Annotated in this window: 18 protein-coding genes; 8 read left to right on the top strand and 10 right to left on the bottom strand. The window is 69.4% G+C overall.

The genetic code is table 11. From position 1 onward, the window contains the following. Positions 1-17: 17 nt before the first annotated feature. From ACZ5SK_RS37505 to ACZ5SK_RS37480, 6 genes are all read right to left on the bottom strand, one after another. Complete coding sequence (locus ACZ5SK_RS37505; protein ID WP_334578870.1) at positions 18-857, bottom strand: sulfurtransferase; 840 nt, start codon at positions 855-857, stop codon at positions 18-20. A 136-nt stretch (positions 858-993) separates the two neighbouring features. Further along, complete coding sequence (locus ACZ5SK_RS37500) at positions 994-1,074, bottom strand: Ms5788A family Cys-rich leader peptide (protein WP_351335063.1); 81 nt, start codon at positions 1,072-1,074, stop codon at positions 994-996. 200 nt (positions 1,075-1,274) lie between these two features. Beyond that, entirely contained in the window at positions 1,275-2,012 is a 738-nt protein-coding gene (locus ACZ5SK_RS37495) for an LmeA family phospholipid-binding protein (RefSeq protein WP_334578869.1), read from the bottom strand. 126 nt (positions 2,013-2,138) lie between these two features. Then, positions 2,139-3,449: a hypothetical protein gene (locus ACZ5SK_RS37490; protein ID WP_334578868.1), complete on the bottom strand. Its 1,311-nt coding sequence runs from the start codon at positions 3,447-3,449 to the stop codon at positions 2,139-2,141. Between the two features lie 2 nt (positions 3,450-3,451). Beyond that, positions 3,452-3,706 (bottom strand): MoaD/ThiS family protein, encoded by a 255-nt coding sequence (locus ACZ5SK_RS37485; protein WP_319340558.1) that lies wholly within the window; start codon positions 3,704-3,706, stop codon positions 3,452-3,454. Between the two features lie 37 nt (positions 3,707-3,743). Next, entirely contained in the window at positions 3,744-4,583 is an 840-nt protein-coding gene (locus ACZ5SK_RS37480; RefSeq protein WP_468577109.1) for an alpha/beta hydrolase, read from the bottom strand. A gap of 202 nt (positions 4,584-4,785) precedes the next feature. Here ACZ5SK_RS37480 and ACZ5SK_RS37475 point away from each other — a divergent pair, with 202 nt between their 5' ends. From ACZ5SK_RS37475 to ACZ5SK_RS37450, 6 genes are all read left to right on the top strand, one after another. Then, complete coding sequence (locus tag ACZ5SK_RS37475; protein ID WP_361702119.1) at positions 4,786-5,574, top strand: response regulator transcription factor; 789 nt, start codon at positions 4,786-4,788, stop codon at positions 5,572-5,574. Between the two features lie 105 nt (positions 5,575-5,679). Further along, complete coding sequence (locus ACZ5SK_RS37470) at positions 5,680-6,702, top strand: LacI family DNA-binding transcriptional regulator (RefSeq protein ID WP_079661410.1); 1,023 nt, start codon at positions 5,680-5,682, stop codon at positions 6,700-6,702. A 151-nt stretch (positions 6,703-6,853) separates the two neighbouring features. Beyond that, positions 6,854-7,978 (top strand): S1C family serine protease, encoded by a 1,125-nt coding sequence (locus ACZ5SK_RS37465; RefSeq protein WP_334578866.1) that lies wholly within the window; start codon positions 6,854-6,856, stop codon positions 7,976-7,978. Between the two features lie 48 nt (positions 7,979-8,026). Further along, positions 8,027-8,287, top strand: coding sequence for a hypothetical protein (locus tag ACZ5SK_RS37460; protein ID WP_334578865.1), 261 nt, complete (start codon positions 8,027-8,029; stop codon positions 8,285-8,287). A 118-nt stretch (positions 8,288-8,405) separates the two neighbouring features. Beyond that, the gene (locus ACZ5SK_RS37455) at positions 8,406-9,143 is read left to right on the top strand and encodes a response regulator transcription factor (protein ID WP_334578864.1); all 738 of its coding nucleotides are present in this window, start codon (positions 8,406-8,408) and stop codon (positions 9,141-9,143) included. After that, positions 9,140-10,591 (top strand): HAMP domain-containing sensor histidine kinase, encoded by a 1,452-nt coding sequence (locus tag ACZ5SK_RS37450; RefSeq protein ID WP_334578863.1) that lies wholly within the window; start codon positions 9,140-9,142, stop codon positions 10,589-10,591. Before ACZ5SK_RS37455 ends, ACZ5SK_RS37450 begins: the two co-directional genes overlap by 4 nt. On the opposite strand, the gene ACZ5SK_RS37445 is transcribed toward ACZ5SK_RS37450, so the two are convergent. From ACZ5SK_RS37445 to ACZ5SK_RS37430, 4 genes are all read right to left on the bottom strand, one after another. Further along, on the bottom strand, positions 10,566-10,925 hold the full coding sequence (locus ACZ5SK_RS37445) for a hypothetical protein (RefSeq protein WP_334578862.1): 360 nt from the start codon (positions 10,923-10,925) through the stop codon (positions 10,566-10,568). The two genes, ACZ5SK_RS37450 and ACZ5SK_RS37445, sit on opposite strands and share 26 nt — an antisense overlap. Beyond that, the gene (locus ACZ5SK_RS37440; RefSeq protein WP_334578861.1) at positions 10,922-11,269 is read right to left on the bottom strand and encodes a DUF6247 family protein; all 348 of its coding nucleotides are present in this window, start codon (positions 11,267-11,269) and stop codon (positions 10,922-10,924) included. Before ACZ5SK_RS37440 ends, ACZ5SK_RS37445 begins: the two co-directional genes overlap by 4 nt. Positions 11,270-11,405: 136 nt before the next feature. Then, positions 11,406-11,630, bottom strand: coding sequence for a DUF397 domain-containing protein (locus ACZ5SK_RS37435; RefSeq protein WP_457495351.1), 225 nt, complete (start codon positions 11,628-11,630; stop codon positions 11,406-11,408). Beyond that, entirely contained in the window at positions 11,611-12,453 is an 843-nt protein-coding gene (locus tag ACZ5SK_RS37430) for a helix-turn-helix domain-containing protein (protein WP_334578859.1), read from the bottom strand. The genes ACZ5SK_RS37435 and ACZ5SK_RS37430 overlap by 20 nt, the downstream gene beginning before the upstream one ends. Positions 12,454-12,645: 192 nt before the next feature. Here ACZ5SK_RS37430 and ACZ5SK_RS37425 point away from each other — a divergent pair, with 192 nt between their 5' ends. Together ACZ5SK_RS37425 and ACZ5SK_RS37420 are read left to right on the top strand one after the other, a co-directional pair. After that, on the top strand, positions 12,646-12,897 hold the full coding sequence (locus ACZ5SK_RS37425) for a hypothetical protein (RefSeq protein WP_468577105.1): 252 nt from the start codon (positions 12,646-12,648) through the stop codon (positions 12,895-12,897). Continuing rightward, the gene (locus tag ACZ5SK_RS37420; protein ID WP_334578857.1) at positions 12,894-13,196 is read left to right on the top strand and encodes a hypothetical protein; all 303 of its coding nucleotides are present in this window, start codon (positions 12,894-12,896) and stop codon (positions 13,194-13,196) included. Before ACZ5SK_RS37425 ends, ACZ5SK_RS37420 begins: the two co-directional genes overlap by 4 nt. Positions 13,197-13,218 lie beyond the last annotated feature (22 nt).

The raw sequence follows: 13,218 nt of genomic DNA, 5'->3' as shown, positions 1-13,218 counted from the left end.
CGTTGAAAGGGGCGGTCTTACTTGTTGGCGCCGAGCTCGATCGGGACGCCGACCAGGGAGCCGTACTCGGTCCAGGAGCCGTCGTAGTTCTTGACGTTCTCCACGCCCAGCAGCTCGTGCAGCACGAACCAGGTCAGGGCCGAGCGCTCGCCGATGCGGCAGTAGGCGATCGTGTCCTTGGCCAGGTCGACCTGCTCGTCGGCGTAGAGCTCCTTGAGCTCGTCGTCCGACTTGAAGGTGCCGTCGTCGTTGGCGTTCTTCGACCACGGGATGTTGCGGGCGGACGGGACGTGGCCCGGACGCTGCGACTGCTCCTGCGGGAGGTGGGCCGGCGCGAGCAGCTTGCCGCTGAACTCGTCGGGCGACCGCACGTCGACCAGGTTCTGCGAACCGATGGCCGCCACGACGTCGTCACGGAAGGCGCGGATGGACTTGTCCTGCGGCTTGGCCGTGTAGGAGGTCTCGGCGCGCTCGGGCACCTCTTCGACCAGCTCGCGGGCGTCCAGCTCCCACTTCTTGCGGCCGCCGTCGAGAAGTTTGACGTTCTCGTGGCCGTACAGCTTGAAGTACCAGTAGGCGTAGGACGCGAACCAGTTGTTGTTGCCGCCGTACAGGATCACCAGCGTGTCGTTGGCGATGCCCTTCGCCGACAGGAGCTTCTCGAAGCCCTCCTGGTCGATGAAGTCACGGCGGACCGGGTCCTGCAGGTCCTTGGTCCAGTCGATCCGGATGGCGTTCCGGATGTGGTTCTTCTCGTACGCGGACGTGTCCTCGTCGACCTCGACGATGGCGATGTCGGCGCTGTCGAGGTTGGCCTCGACCCAGTCGGCGTCGACCAGGACGTCGCTGCGGCTCATGCTCGTTCTCCTCCGGGGCAGGTGCGGCGGGGGTGTGCAAGAAAGGGGGTGCGCGACCGGGTCTCGCCGGCGGCCGGCGCACGGATGCCCTCGGGTGAGGGCGCCGGGAGGCGCGGAAGGCCGGCGGCGCTTCCGCTCAGAAGGGGCGACAGAGCATGGCGGCGACGCGGCACAGGTCTACTGCCCGCCGCTTCGTGAGATCCGCCTGTCGCTGCATCATGCCGTCGATCGTAGGGACGGACAGGCGGGCGTGTCACCAGTGCTCCGAATGGTGAGATGCGATCGTCCGGATAGTGGGACAGGAGAAGCGCCCGGGCCGTCGGTGTGCGGCTCCCGGGCGCTTGTATCCGTCATCACAGCTACGGTGCGGACGGCAGCGTCTCGCCTGTCGGACGCCTGCCGTCCACCAGGGGCGTCCTACCCGGCCAGCCTGACGTTCGAACCCTTCACCGAGATCTCCACACCGTTCTTCGCGGCCACGACCTTGTCGAGCTTGATCCCGCCGGGCAGGTCGTCGATCTTCTGCTCGAAGTCGGTGATCGAGCGAACCTCGTTCTCGGCGGCCTGGACCCCGCCGAAGCTGGGCAGCGAGTCGGCGTGCACCCGGACGGTGTCGCCGGAGACGGTGACCGTGCTGAGGACGTACACGGGCTGCGGCAGCTTGCTGCCGAGGACGGTGGCCTCGACGGCGACCTTGATCTTGCCGTTGCCGCCGTCGGAGAGGCCGATGACGTTGGCGGTGACGCCCTGCACCACCTGCGTCGGCTCGGACTTCGCCGTCTTCAGCAGCTCGGCGTAGGTGATGGACGCGGTGCCGGTGGCGCTGGCCGCGGTGGCGGAGCTGTAGTCGCCGGAGAAGTCGACGCCCTTCATGTCGGCCTGGAGGTCGTCGATGCGGATCGTCCGGGCGCTGGTGCCGGTGGCCGCCTCGTAGTCCTTGATGCCGACCTCGACGTCGTCCAGCGAGCCGCCGACGACCTGGGTGAGGAACGGGAAGCCCTTGATGGACACGTCCGGGGTGGTGGCGAGGCCCTCGTTGGCCTTCAGCTTGTCGGCCACCTCGCCCTCCGCGAAGTTCACGGCCAGCCGGTCCGCGAGCACGAACAGGCCGCCCAGAATCACGACGACGACCAGCAGTATTCGAAGCGCACGCATGCGGTGGTTCCCCCTGACACCCTGACATCACTGACTCACTGACGAGGGTTCAAGGTAACCCGCCGCGGAAGGGCCTCCGCCGAATTGTCGATCACCTGTGACAGACCCTTACCGCCTCTTGCTTCCCTATGCCAGCGCGCGCCCCAGCACGTACACCGCCGGCGCCGCGGCGGCCAGCGGCAGGGCCACGCCCGCCGTGAAGTGGACGAAGCGGGAGGGGTAGTCGTAGCTCGCGACCCGGTGGCCGATGAGCGCGCAGGCCGCCGCGCCCGCGCCGAGCAGCGCGCCCTTGGCGCCCAGCCCGGTCATCTCGCCCACCGCGATGCCCGCGCCCGCCGCGGCGAGCAGGGCCACGACGACGGAGGCCGGGGTGGGCAGCGGCAGCGCCCGGGCCAGTACGGCGACGGCGACCGCGGCAGCGCCGACCGTCACCGCGTCCGGCTCCGCGCCGAGGTGCCCGGTGGCGAGGATGGCGAGCGCGGAGGAGGCGACGGTCGCCATCAGGCCGTACATGCGCTCGTCGGGGTCGGCGTGCGAGCGCAGCTGGAGGACGAGACAGAGCAGCACCCAGACGCCGAGGGAGCCGAGGATCGCGGCGGGCGCGTTCTCCCGGCCCGCCGCGAGGAGCGCGACATCCGAGACCAGCGCGCCCAGGAAGGCCAGCGCGATGCCCTGCCGGGCCGGCCACATGCCGTTCAGCCGGAACCAGCCCGCCGCCGTGACGGCCTGGAGGACGACGAGCGGGACGAGGAGCGCGTACGAGCCGATCTGCGCCGTGCCGGAGAGAAGCAGTCCGAGGAGCGCGGTGAGCGCCGCGGGCTGCATCCCCGGCTCGATGACCGGCGAACGGCCCTCCAGACGGGCCCGCTGGGCGTCGGTGATGCGGGCGTTGCCGGCGAGGGTGGCGGGACCGTAGGTCGCGGCGGTGTCTCCGGTCGCGGGCGCGGGTGTCTGCATGGGTGCCTGTGCCTGTGCCTGTGCCTGGACGGGTGCCGGTGCCTGGACGGGTGCCGGTGCCGGTGGTGTGTAGGGGGACGGTTGCTGTGCCTGGAGGGGTGCCTGCTGCTGCCAGTTGCCGTCGGGCGCGTAGCCGTCGGCGTAGTCGCCGTACGCGGACTGCGGGGCGCCGTAGGCCGTCCGGGCCGGGTCGGCCGCGGTGACCGGCGGCTGGACGCTCGTCTCCCAGGTCTGGCCCTGCCACTGCTGCGTGTACTGGAGGTGGGCCTGCGGGTCCGGGTCGTCGTAGCCCTGTGCCTGCGCCTGTGCCTGTGCCTGTGCCTGCTGCTGCCCGGGCCACTCCGGCTGGTCGTAGCCCTGGTAGTCCTGGTAGTCCTGGTAGCCCTGTTGTGGCTGGTGCCCCTGATGCTGCTGGTGGCCCTGATGCGGCTGGTGCCCCTGATGTGGCTGATACGGCTGGTACGGCTGCTGGTCGGTCATCGTCACCCTCCTGCGAACGGCGGGAGCACCTCGACCGTGCCGCCGTCGGCCAGCCGTACCGTCTCATGTTCGCGGGTGCCCACGGGGTCACCGTCGACGAGGAACGAGCATCGCTGCAGGACACGCACGAGTTCGCCGGGGTGTCGCGCACGCGCGGCGTCGAGGGCCTCGGCGAGGGTGTCCGCGTCCAGCGGCTCCTCGGCGACCCCGGCCGCGGCTTTGGCGGCCGCCCAGTAGCGCACCGTGACCTTGGGCATCTCGTTCCTTTGTCGATCGGCTGTGTACACGGTCAGGCTAGCCCGCCCGCGTGAGCGCCCAGTCCCCGATCCGGGCCAGCAGGCCGTCGTCGGCCGCGTGCTCGGCGTGGCCCATGCCGGGCTCCAGCCACAGTTCGCCGTGGTCACCGGCGGCCTCGGCGAGCATCCGGGGGTGGTCGAGCGGGAAGTAGCCGTCCTGGTCGCCGTGCACGATCAGCAAAGGGGTGGGGGCGATCTTCGGAACCGCCTCGACCGGAGAGAGCGGTATGGGGTCCCAGTCGCGGTGGTGGATACGGGTGCGGAAGCCGTAGCGGCCGACCAGACGGCCCTCGGGGCGGGTGACCAGCCAGTGCAGCCGTCGCATGGGGGCCGTGCCGCGGTAGTACCAGCGGGCGGGGGAGCTCACGGAGACGACGGCGTCCACCGTCCCCGCGTGCAGTGCCGCGTGCCGCAGGACCACCGAGCCGCCCATCGAGAAGCCGACGGTCGCCACGCGCGCGTGCCCGAGCGAGCGCGCCCACCGCACGGCGGCGTCGAGGTCGAGCACCTCGCGGTCGCCGACGGTGGAGTGCCCGCCGGAGCGGCCGTGCCCGCGGAAGGAGAAGGTGACGACGGCCCCGTGCCGGGCGAAGGCGGACGCGACGCGCCGCACATGCGGGCGGTCCACGTCCCCCGTGAACCCGTGGGCGATCACGAACGCGGCGTGACCGGCAGATGGCGCGGAGGTGTCGTATACGACCTCACCCGGTTCGTATACGGAATCGATGGAAATCCCGTCGCCGGTGGGCAGAAACGTCCGCAATGGGGTGTGCGTGCCCGTCTCGGCATTCGGACGAACGGTGGAACGTGCCACATGACCTGCCGGACTGCTGCTCATGTGGGCTATTCTGCTGGACAGAGGACTCGGGCAGCGTAGCCCCCGGGTCCTTTTGTGCTTTCGGAAGCGTTGTATACAAAGCGGCGACCGGGCGGGAAACGCCAGGTGGACGCGGGTGTACGGCCCCCCGGGAACGCAGCGCAGACCCAGTGCAGTGCCGCAGTGCCCACGTCCTCGCAGGGACCGAGGAGGAACCAGACGTATGAGTTCTCTGCTGCTCCTGACCAACGCCCTCCAGCCGTCGACGGAGGTGCTCCCCGCTCTCGGCCTGCTCCTGCACAACGTGCGAGTGGCCCCGGCGGAGGGCCCCGCTCTCGTCGACACCCCAGGCGCCGACGTCATCCTCATCGACGGACGCCGTGACCTGCCCCAGGTCCGCAGCCTTTGCCAGCTGCTGCGCTCCACGGGCCCCGGCTGTCCACTCATCCTCGTCGTCACCGAGGGCGGCCTCGCCGCCGTCACCGCCGACTGGGGCATCGACGACGTCCTCCTCGACACCGCCGGCCCGGCCGAGGTCGAGGCGCGACTGCGGCTGGCCATGGGCCGCCAGCAGATCGTCAACGACGACTCCCCGATGGAGATCCGCAACGGCGACCTGTCGGTCGACGAGGCGACGTACAGCGCGAAACTGAAGGGGCGGGTCCTCGACCTCACCTTCAAGGAGTTCGAGCTGCTGAAGTACCTCGCCCAGCACCCGGGCCGGGTGTTCACCCGTGCACAGCTGCTCCAGGAGGTCTGGGGCTACGACTACTTCGGCGGCACCCGCACGGTCGACGTCCACGTACGACGGCTGCGCGCGAAGCTCGGCCCGGAGCACGAGTCGCTGATCGGGACCGTGCGGAACGTGGGTTATCGATTCGTTACCCCTGAGAAGGGGGAGCGGGCCACGGACGAGGCCAAGGCCAAGACGGAGCGGCCGGAGCGGTCAAACACGGAGGATTCGGACAACGCGGCCGCCCTGGACGCCGAAGAGGTCTCGGCGGAGGCGTAGTACCTGCCGGTAAGCCCGAGCACCCGCTCTGAAAGGGCATTGCTCCCGCACAGGAAGCTTCCGTACGCCCTGCCCAGGGCGGGTCCATCCGCGTAGACTCCGCGCGTGGCCAAGGTGACTCGGGATGATGTGGCGCGACTGGCGGGGACTTCCACCGCCGTCGTCAGCTATGTCATCAACAACGGACCCCGGCCGGTCGCCCCGGCCACGCGCGAGCGTGTCCTCGCCGCCATCAAGGAGCTGGGGTACCGGCCCGACCGGGTCGCCCAGGCGATGGCCTCCCGGCGCACCGACCTCATAGGCCTGATCATCCCCGACGCCCGTCAGCCGTTCTTCGGCGAGATGGCGCACGCGGTCGAGCAGGCCGCCTCCGAGCGCGGAAAGATGGTGCTGGTCGGCAACACCGACTACGTCGCCGAGCGCGAGGTCCACTATCTGCGGGCGTTCCTCGGCATGCGCGTCTCGGGCCTCATTCTCGTCAGCCACGCGCTGAACGACCAGGCGGCCGCCGAAATCGACGCGTGGGACGCCCGGGTGGTGCTGCTGCACGAACGCCCCGAGGCGATCGACGACGTCGCCGTCGTCACCGACGACCTGGGCGGCGCCCAGCTCGCCGTCCGCCACCTCCTGGAGCACGGCCACCCCTACGTGGCCTGTGTCGGCGGCACCGCCGAGACCCCCTCGGTCGGCGACCCCGTCTCCGACCACGTCGAGGGCTGGCGGCGCGCGATGGACGAGGCCGGGCTGAGCACGGAGGGCCGCCTCTTCGAGGCGCCGTACAACCGCTACGACGCCTACCAGGTCGCCCTGAAGATCCTCGCCGGCCCCCAGCGGCCGCCCGCGATCTTCTGCTCCACCGACGACCAGGCGATCGGCATGCTGCGCGCGGCGCGCGAACTGCGCATCGACGTGCCGGGCGAGCTGGCGGTCATCGGCTTCGACGACATCAAGGAAGCGGGCCTCGCGGACCCGCCGATGACAACGATCGCATCGGACCGCCCGGCGATGGCCCGCGCGGCGGTCGACCTCGTCCTGGACGACGGGCTGCGGGTCGTGGGCTCGCGGCGCGAGCGGCTGAAGGTGTTCCCGTCGCGGCTGGTGATCCGCCGGTCCTGCGGCTGTCAGTAGCCTCCGGCGGCCTGTGGGCAGGCTTTATGAGGCTTGTCTGAGAGCGCTGCGCAGACGCGCGGAGCCGTCTTTATTTCGGACGAACGAGGTTCTGGCGGCGTTCTCAGGGAGCGCTCAGGAACCTCTCATGGTTGAGCGGGAAGCTTCTTCCATGACCGAGAGCATCCGCCGCAGCGGCGAGTACGAGAACTTCGAGAACCCGTACCAGGCCCCGTACGAGGGCGCGAACGCTTCTCCGGTGAACCCGGAGTGGCCGCCTCCGCCGGCTCACCAGCCCGCCGGGGGCGACGGTCACGGCGGCTACGGCAACCACGACGGCTACAGCGGCCATGGCGGCTACGGCGGCCACGGCGGAACCGGTCACCAGATTCCGGTCGCCGCCGAACCCGGCCCCCGCAAGAAGCGCACCCGCGGTCCGCTCGCGCTGCTCGCCGCCGTGGCGATCGTCGCGGCGGCGATAGGCGGCGGCACGGCCTACGGCATCCAGGAGCTGACCGGCAAGGACGAGGTGGTCTCCTCGTCCACCACCACCAACGTGGTGCCCTCCAGCAAGACGGGTGACGTGGCGACCATCGCGGCGGCGGTCAGCCCGAGCGTCGTCGAGGTCAGCGCCACGCTCAGCAACGGGACGTCCACCGGCTCCGGTGTGATCATCACCAGCGGCGGCGAGGTCGTCACCAACAACCACGTCATCTCGGGCGCGAACTCGATCAAGGTGACGACCAGCGACGGCAAGTCGTACACCGCGAAGGTCGTCGGCACCGACAGCAAGAAGGACCTCGCGCTGATCAAGCTGGAGAACGCCGCCGGCCTGAAGGCGGCGACCCTCGGCAACTCCGACGGCGTCAAGGTCGGGGACACGGTCGTGGCGATCGGCTCCCCCGAGGGCCTGACCGGCACCGTCACCAGCGGCATCATCTCCGCGCTGAGCCGTGACGTGACCGTCTCGACCGACGAGAGCCAGGGCCAGCAGCAGGGCGGCGGGGACGGCAACTGGCCGTTCCAGTTCGGCGGCCAGCAGTTCAACGGCGACACGGGCACGTCCACGACGACGTACAAGGCCCTCCAGACGGACGCCTCCCTCAACCCCGGCAACTCGGGCGGCGCGCTCATCGACGCGGGCGGCAACATCATCGGCATCAACTCCGCGATGTACTCCGCCGCGGCCGACTCGTCCTCCTCCGACGCCGGCAGCGTCGGCCTCGGCTTCGCCATCCCGATCAACACCGTCAAGGCCGACCTCGCCACGCTGCGGGCCGGCGGCTCCGACAGCTGACAAGGGCTCCGACAGCTGAGAACCCACCACCCAGTCAGGGAGTACGTCATGATCCAGCAGATCCAGCAGATCCAGCAGATCAAGCAGGTTTCGCACACGGTGACCGGTTTCGGTGCGGCCGACCTCGGCCTGGCCCTCGACGTGGCGTACGAGCTGCACCCGCCGGTCGCGCCGACCCGCGCGCCGGAGGTGGCGGTCCCGCAGCTCACGATCCCCACGGTCCCGCAGCTGATGGGCCTGCGCACCACGGCCGCCCGCCCGCACCTGCGCAAGGTTCAGCTGAACCGGCTCGCGTCACTGCGCGGCTGACCCCACCCCGACCCGCTCTCTACGCGCCCACGGGGAAGCGTGCGAGGCTGAGGACACTCAGGCACGATCAGCAGGTCCAGCCTCCCGTCGTCCCACCGCACCCGAGGAATCCACGCCCATGAGCCCCGCCGAAGGCGACCGTGACACCCAGCGCATCCTGATCGTCGACGACGAGCCGGCGGTGCGCGAAGCACTCCAGCGCAGCCTCGCCTTCGAGGGCTACGACACGGAGGTCGCCGTGGACGGAGCGGACGCGCTGGAGAAGGCCGCGGCCTACCGGCCCGACCTGGTGGTCCTCGACATCCAGATGCCCCGCATGGACGGCCTCACCGCGGCCCGCCGCATCCGCGGCGCGGGCGACACCACCCCCATCCTGATGCTGACGGCCCGCGACACCGTCGGCGACCGCGTCACGGGACTGGACGCCGGCGCGGACGACTACCTGGTCAAGCCGTTCGAACTGGACGAGCTGTTCGCCCGGGTGCGTGCGTTGCTCCGCCGCAGCTCCTACGCGGCGGCGGCCGGCGGGGTCGCGGTCGAGGAGGACGAGGCCCTCACCTTCGGCGACCTGCGCATGGACCTCGCGACGCGGGAAGTGACGCGGGGCGGGCGCGCGGTCGAACTGACCCGCACGGAGTTCACCCTCCTGGAGATGTTCATGGCACACCCGCGCCAGGTCCTCACCCGGGAGCAGATCCTGAAGGCGGTCTGGGGCTTCGACTTCGAGCCGTCGTCCAACTCGCTGGACGTGTACGTGATGTACCTGCGCCGAAAGACGGAAGCGGGAGGTGAGCCGCGTCTCGTGCACACCGTGCGGGGCGTGGGTTATGTCCTGCGACAGGGCGGCGCGGAGTGAACAAGGTCCTACGACGGCTGCGGACCCTCCCCATTCGGGCCCGGCTGTCGATGCTGGTCGCTGCCGCTGTGGCGTTCGCGGTGGCGGCGGTTTCGGTGACGTGCTGGTTCATCGTGCAGGGGAAGCTGTACGACCAGGTGGACGAGGATCTGACGCAGTCGAGGATGAAGGGGCCGGGGCAGTTCGCCCAGATGCAGAACGCGCTCGCCAACTGCACCCAGACTCCACGGCCGAGCAACAACCCGTTCCGGAACGACCTCTACACCCAGGTGGTCCCAGCCGACGGAACCCCTTGTGTCATCCAGGACTCCGAGGGCTCGATCAAGGTCACCCAGGCCGACAAGGATGTGATCAGGAACGCAAGCAGCGGCAAGTCCCTCATCCGCAACGGTACCGACGGGAACGGCAATTCCGTACGCGTGATGACCACGCCGGTCACCCTCGAGAACACCACGACCGGGGAGCAGTCCTACGGGGCAGTCATGGTCGCCGTCCCTCTGAAGGGCACCGAGTCGACCCTCAACGACCTGGCCCTCATCCTTCTCCTCGTTTCCGGTATCGGAGTCCTCGGCGCGGGAGCCGCCGGTCTGGCAGTCGCCCGTGCGGGTCTCCGACCGGTCGACAAGCTCACGGAAGCCGTGGAGCACGTCGCCCGCACCGAAGACCTGAGCGTCCGCATCCCCGTCGAGGACGACAGCGAAGACGAGGTGGCCCGGCTCTCCCGGTCCTTCAACTCGATGACCGCCTCCCTCGCCAACTCCCGCGAGCTGCAACAGCAGTTGATCGCGGACGCCGGGCACGAGCTCCGCACGCCCCTCACTTCCCTGCGTACCAACATCGAGCTCCTCACCCGCAGCGAGGAGACCGGCCGGCCGCTCCCCGAGGCGGACCGCAAGGCGCTGCTCGCCTCCGTGAAGGCGCAGATGACGGAGCTGGCGGCCCTCATAGGCGATCTGCAGGAACTCTCCCGCTCGGAAGGCCAGCACGGCGAACGCGTGCAGGTGGTCTCACTGGAGGACACGGTCGAGTCCGCCCTGCGCCGGGCACGGCTCCGCGGCCCGGAGCTCACCATCACCGCCGATCTACAGCCCTGGTACGTCCGGGCGGAGCCCTCCGCCCTGGAGCGGGCGGTCGTCAACATCCTCGACAACGCCGTGAAGTTCAGCCCCGAGGGCGGCACGATCGAGGTGGAACTCGGCAGCGGCATCCTGACCGTCCGCGACCACGGACCCGGCATCCCCACCGAGGAACTACCGCACGTCTTCGACCGCTTCTGGCGCAGCCCCAGCGCGCGGGCCCTGCCGGGCTCGGGCCTGGGCCTGTCGATCGTCGCGCGGACGGTGCAGCAGGCGGGCGGCGAGATCACCCTGGCCCGCGCGGAGGGCGGCGGCACGGTGGCGACGGTACGACTACCGGGGGCTCCTACCCCTCCGCCGGAGGTTCCTTAGGAAGTTCGTAAACCTGCCAGAAGACCTCCATCACCAGGATCTGCGGATCCGCAGAGCGTGGAACGAAGGTATAGACCAGCCAGCCATAGTGGTTGTCGAAGTACACGATGCGCGGTCCCTTGGGATCGCTGGACCGTACCGGCTCGACGTACATGGTCTCCGGCAGGTCGCGATCGGTGTCGATCCCGCGGAAATACGGGTCCTTCGCGATGACCAGCTCGGCGCGAACTTCGTCGACCATCTTCCGTACATGCTCCGGCAGTGCATCACGGCTGGCGAGCGCATCGAGCCGCCAGTCCATCTGCCAGGGCGGCCCCATGAACTCGTCGGTCACTCGCCGGGCTCCAAATCCCGCACGCTGTAGCGAATCTTCGCCACCTCTTCTAGGAGAGCCTTCGCCTCAGCGATGTCGGTCGCCTCTGCCGCACGGTGCTGAAGTTCGGTCACATGAGCGTCGAGCTTCGGATCACGTGCAATTGCGTATTCGCACCACCAGCGGGCCAGGAACGCGGACACGGGACCAACGTCGTAGGTGTCACCGATCGCCCGCTTCCAGTGCGCGTCGAAGTCGGGGAGAAGGCCGGGGGCGTCTTCAGCGATGGCCCTGCGCAGCGCCATCGGCGTCCGCTCGGGCATGGAGGGGACGGCCGAATCGGATTCCGCAGCGTGGGCAACCATGCTCGATGTCCTCCTTCGACACTCTGTGTCTACGACCATAGCCGCCTCGCACTCCGTGGATCAGTCGTTCGTGTCGTGGTCACGAGATCCAGCGTGTCGGCGGCGACGGCTCGAACATCAGCACTTCCGGCATATGTCACCCGAATGTGCGCAGACCGGCCTCCCCCTTGACCGCTGCCACGAACCGGGACCAGGACGGGCCCGAGAAGACCAGCGGGCGGGTCGTCGGGGTCTTGCTGTCCCGGACGGGGACTATGCCGGGGTAGCCGTCGGCGATCTCGACGCAGTCGTTGGCTCCCCCTTCGCTGTAGCTCGACTTGCGCCACATGGCGGTGTTGAGATCAGGGGTGTGCGTCTTCATGGTGTCCGTGCTCCTCAAGTACGTCCCTGATGAACGCGAGCGAGTCCGACGGGGACAGCGCCAGGTCGCGGAGCCGATCGTAGGACAAGCGCTGCCGCAGAACCTCGTCCGGATCATCGATCAACCGACTGCAACCGTTGCCTTCCTTGTAGGCAACGGCACTCCCGTCTCCTTGCCAGAGCAGGGTCAGCGACCCATTCATATGGTGGTGGACACCCGCTGAGAACGGGAGTACCTGCAACGCCACGTTGGGCCACGTCGCAGCGGCTTCAAGATGCAGCAGCTGGTCGTGCCAGGTCTTGCCCCGGGCCGCGGGACGCCGAAGCGCGAACTCGTCCATGATGACGCGGACGTCGGGCTGGGGCTTCTGCCCCAGGAGGTACTGCCGCCCGAGCCGTGCCGCCACCTGCTCCTCGACAGCCTCGTCGCCGCCAGGTGTTGTCTGAGCCCCAGACAACACCTCCCGCGCGAAATCCTCGGTCTGAAGAAGCCCCGGCACCCCTGGCGTGAACAGCCACATGATCCGCGCCGTCGACTCCCGCTTCATGTACTCCTTGTACTGGTCCCTGAACGCATCCAGCCGCGCCGCGCGCCAGTGCCGAACCAGCAGGTCACCGGCGCCGAAGTACCCGTCCAGGTCCTCCATGACGGTCACCTTGGACAGTCGCTCACCCGACTCCAGGCGGCTCAGATAGCTCTTGTCGTAGCCGGTGTCGTCGGCCAGCTGGCCCAGCGACTTGCCGGCCTTCTCGCGGAGGAACTTCAGTGTTCGGCCCAGTACGGCCCGGCCCGACTCCCGTTCTCCGTCAACCACTTCGGCCACGTCACCCCTCCCCGTTGCCTGGCGCTCCAGGCAACACCGAACCTCTTCCGCAGAGTACGTCGCACCTGTGACGATCAGGGCACGAACGGTAATCACCGCTCGTCAGGCCAGCCACGACAGACGACAGAAACCCCCGCGGCCGACTGCATTCGACCCGGGGGCGTGGCCGACGTACTCAGAAGGACCGCCAGCATGAGGGAACGTATCGCGGGTTTTCGCGAGTCGCTACTGCGCACACTTGCGCGAATCCTGCTGCCCACCCGGCACCCGCACCCGCACCCGCACCCGCACCATGACGTCCGGCCCGAACCACCCAGCCAGGAGCTGCTGCCGACGGCCCCGGTCGACGCGCGGCCCCCACGGATCCCGCATCTCCTCAGCTTCGAAAGGGTGCAAGAGCTCTACGAGCTCGAGAGGCGCAGGGAAGAGGAGGCCTCCGCGTGAGCGGCCTCCGGCTCCTGCCCTGGACCAGCCTCGACGGCAAGCCCTGCTACCTCGACACCGACAACGACCACAGCCGTCTCTCCCTCCTCGCCGACAACGTCGAAACCGCTCAACTCGCCTCTGCGGAACACGTACTCGGCGGTGCCAGAGCCGTGCTGGCCGACTGCGGGGCGGGGGAACCGGCCGTGCGCTTCGCGTTGACCAGGGCCATCGAGTCCCTGGGAGACGTACTGCGGATCGCGGTCAGCCGGGGCGGATGCGAGCGAGGGCGGGTGCGAGGGGACGACGGCGGCACGTGACAGCGCGGGCGCGGCGGGGGGC

This window comes from Streptomyces sp. NPDC031474, assembly GCF_055581185.1.
Note: the sequence above shows the minus strand (reverse complement) of the source record. Positions and strands in the feature narration are given on the sequence as shown.

Bases quoted from the DNA above. Each gene is read 5' to 3' on its own strand.
- ACZ5SK_RS37475 (WP_361702119.1), top strand. From the start codon at position 4,786: ATGAGTTCTCTGCTGCTCCTGACCAACGCCCTCCAGCCGTCGACGGAG.
- ACZ5SK_RS37460 (WP_334578865.1), top strand. From the start codon at position 8,027: ATGATCCAGCAGATCCAGCAGATCCAGCAGATCAAGCAGGTTTCGCAC.
- ACZ5SK_RS37500 (WP_351335063.1), bottom strand. From the start codon at position 1,074: ATGCAGCGACAGGCGGATCTCACGAAGCGGCGGGCAGTAGACCTGTGC.
- ACZ5SK_RS37485 (WP_319340558.1), bottom strand. From the start codon at position 3,706: ATGCCCAAGGTCACGGTGCGCTACTGGGCGGCCGCCAAAGCCGCGGCC.
- ACZ5SK_RS37490 (WP_334578868.1), bottom strand. From the start codon at position 3,449: ATGACCGACCAGCAGCCGTACCAGCCGTATCAGCCACATCAGGGGCAC.
- ACZ5SK_RS37505 (WP_334578870.1), bottom strand. From the start codon at position 857: ATGAGCCGCAGCGACGTCCTGGTCGACGCCGACTGGGTCGAGGCCAAC.
- ACZ5SK_RS37455 (WP_334578864.1), top strand. From the start codon at position 8,406: ATGAGCCCCGCCGAAGGCGACCGTGACACCCAGCGCATCCTGATCGTC.
- ACZ5SK_RS37495 (WP_334578869.1), bottom strand. From the start codon at position 2,012: ATGCGTGCGCTTCGAATACTGCTGGTCGTCGTCGTGATTCTGGGCGGC.
- ACZ5SK_RS37440 (WP_334578861.1), bottom strand. From the start codon at position 11,269: ATGGTTGCCCACGCTGCGGAATCCGATTCGGCCGTCCCCTCCATGCCC.
- ACZ5SK_RS37435 (WP_457495351.1), bottom strand. From the start codon at position 11,630: ATGAAGACGCACACCCCTGATCTCAACACCGCCATGTGGCGCAAGTCG.
- ACZ5SK_RS37425 (WP_468577105.1), top strand. From the start codon at position 12,646: ATGAGGGAACGTATCGCGGGTTTTCGCGAGTCGCTACTGCGCACACTT.
- ACZ5SK_RS37465 (WP_334578866.1), top strand. From the start codon at position 6,854: ATGACCGAGAGCATCCGCCGCAGCGGCGAGTACGAGAACTTCGAGAAC.
- ACZ5SK_RS37480 (WP_468577109.1), bottom strand. From the start codon at position 4,583: ATGAGCAGCAGTCCGGCAGGTCATGTGGCACGTTCCACCGTTCGTCCG.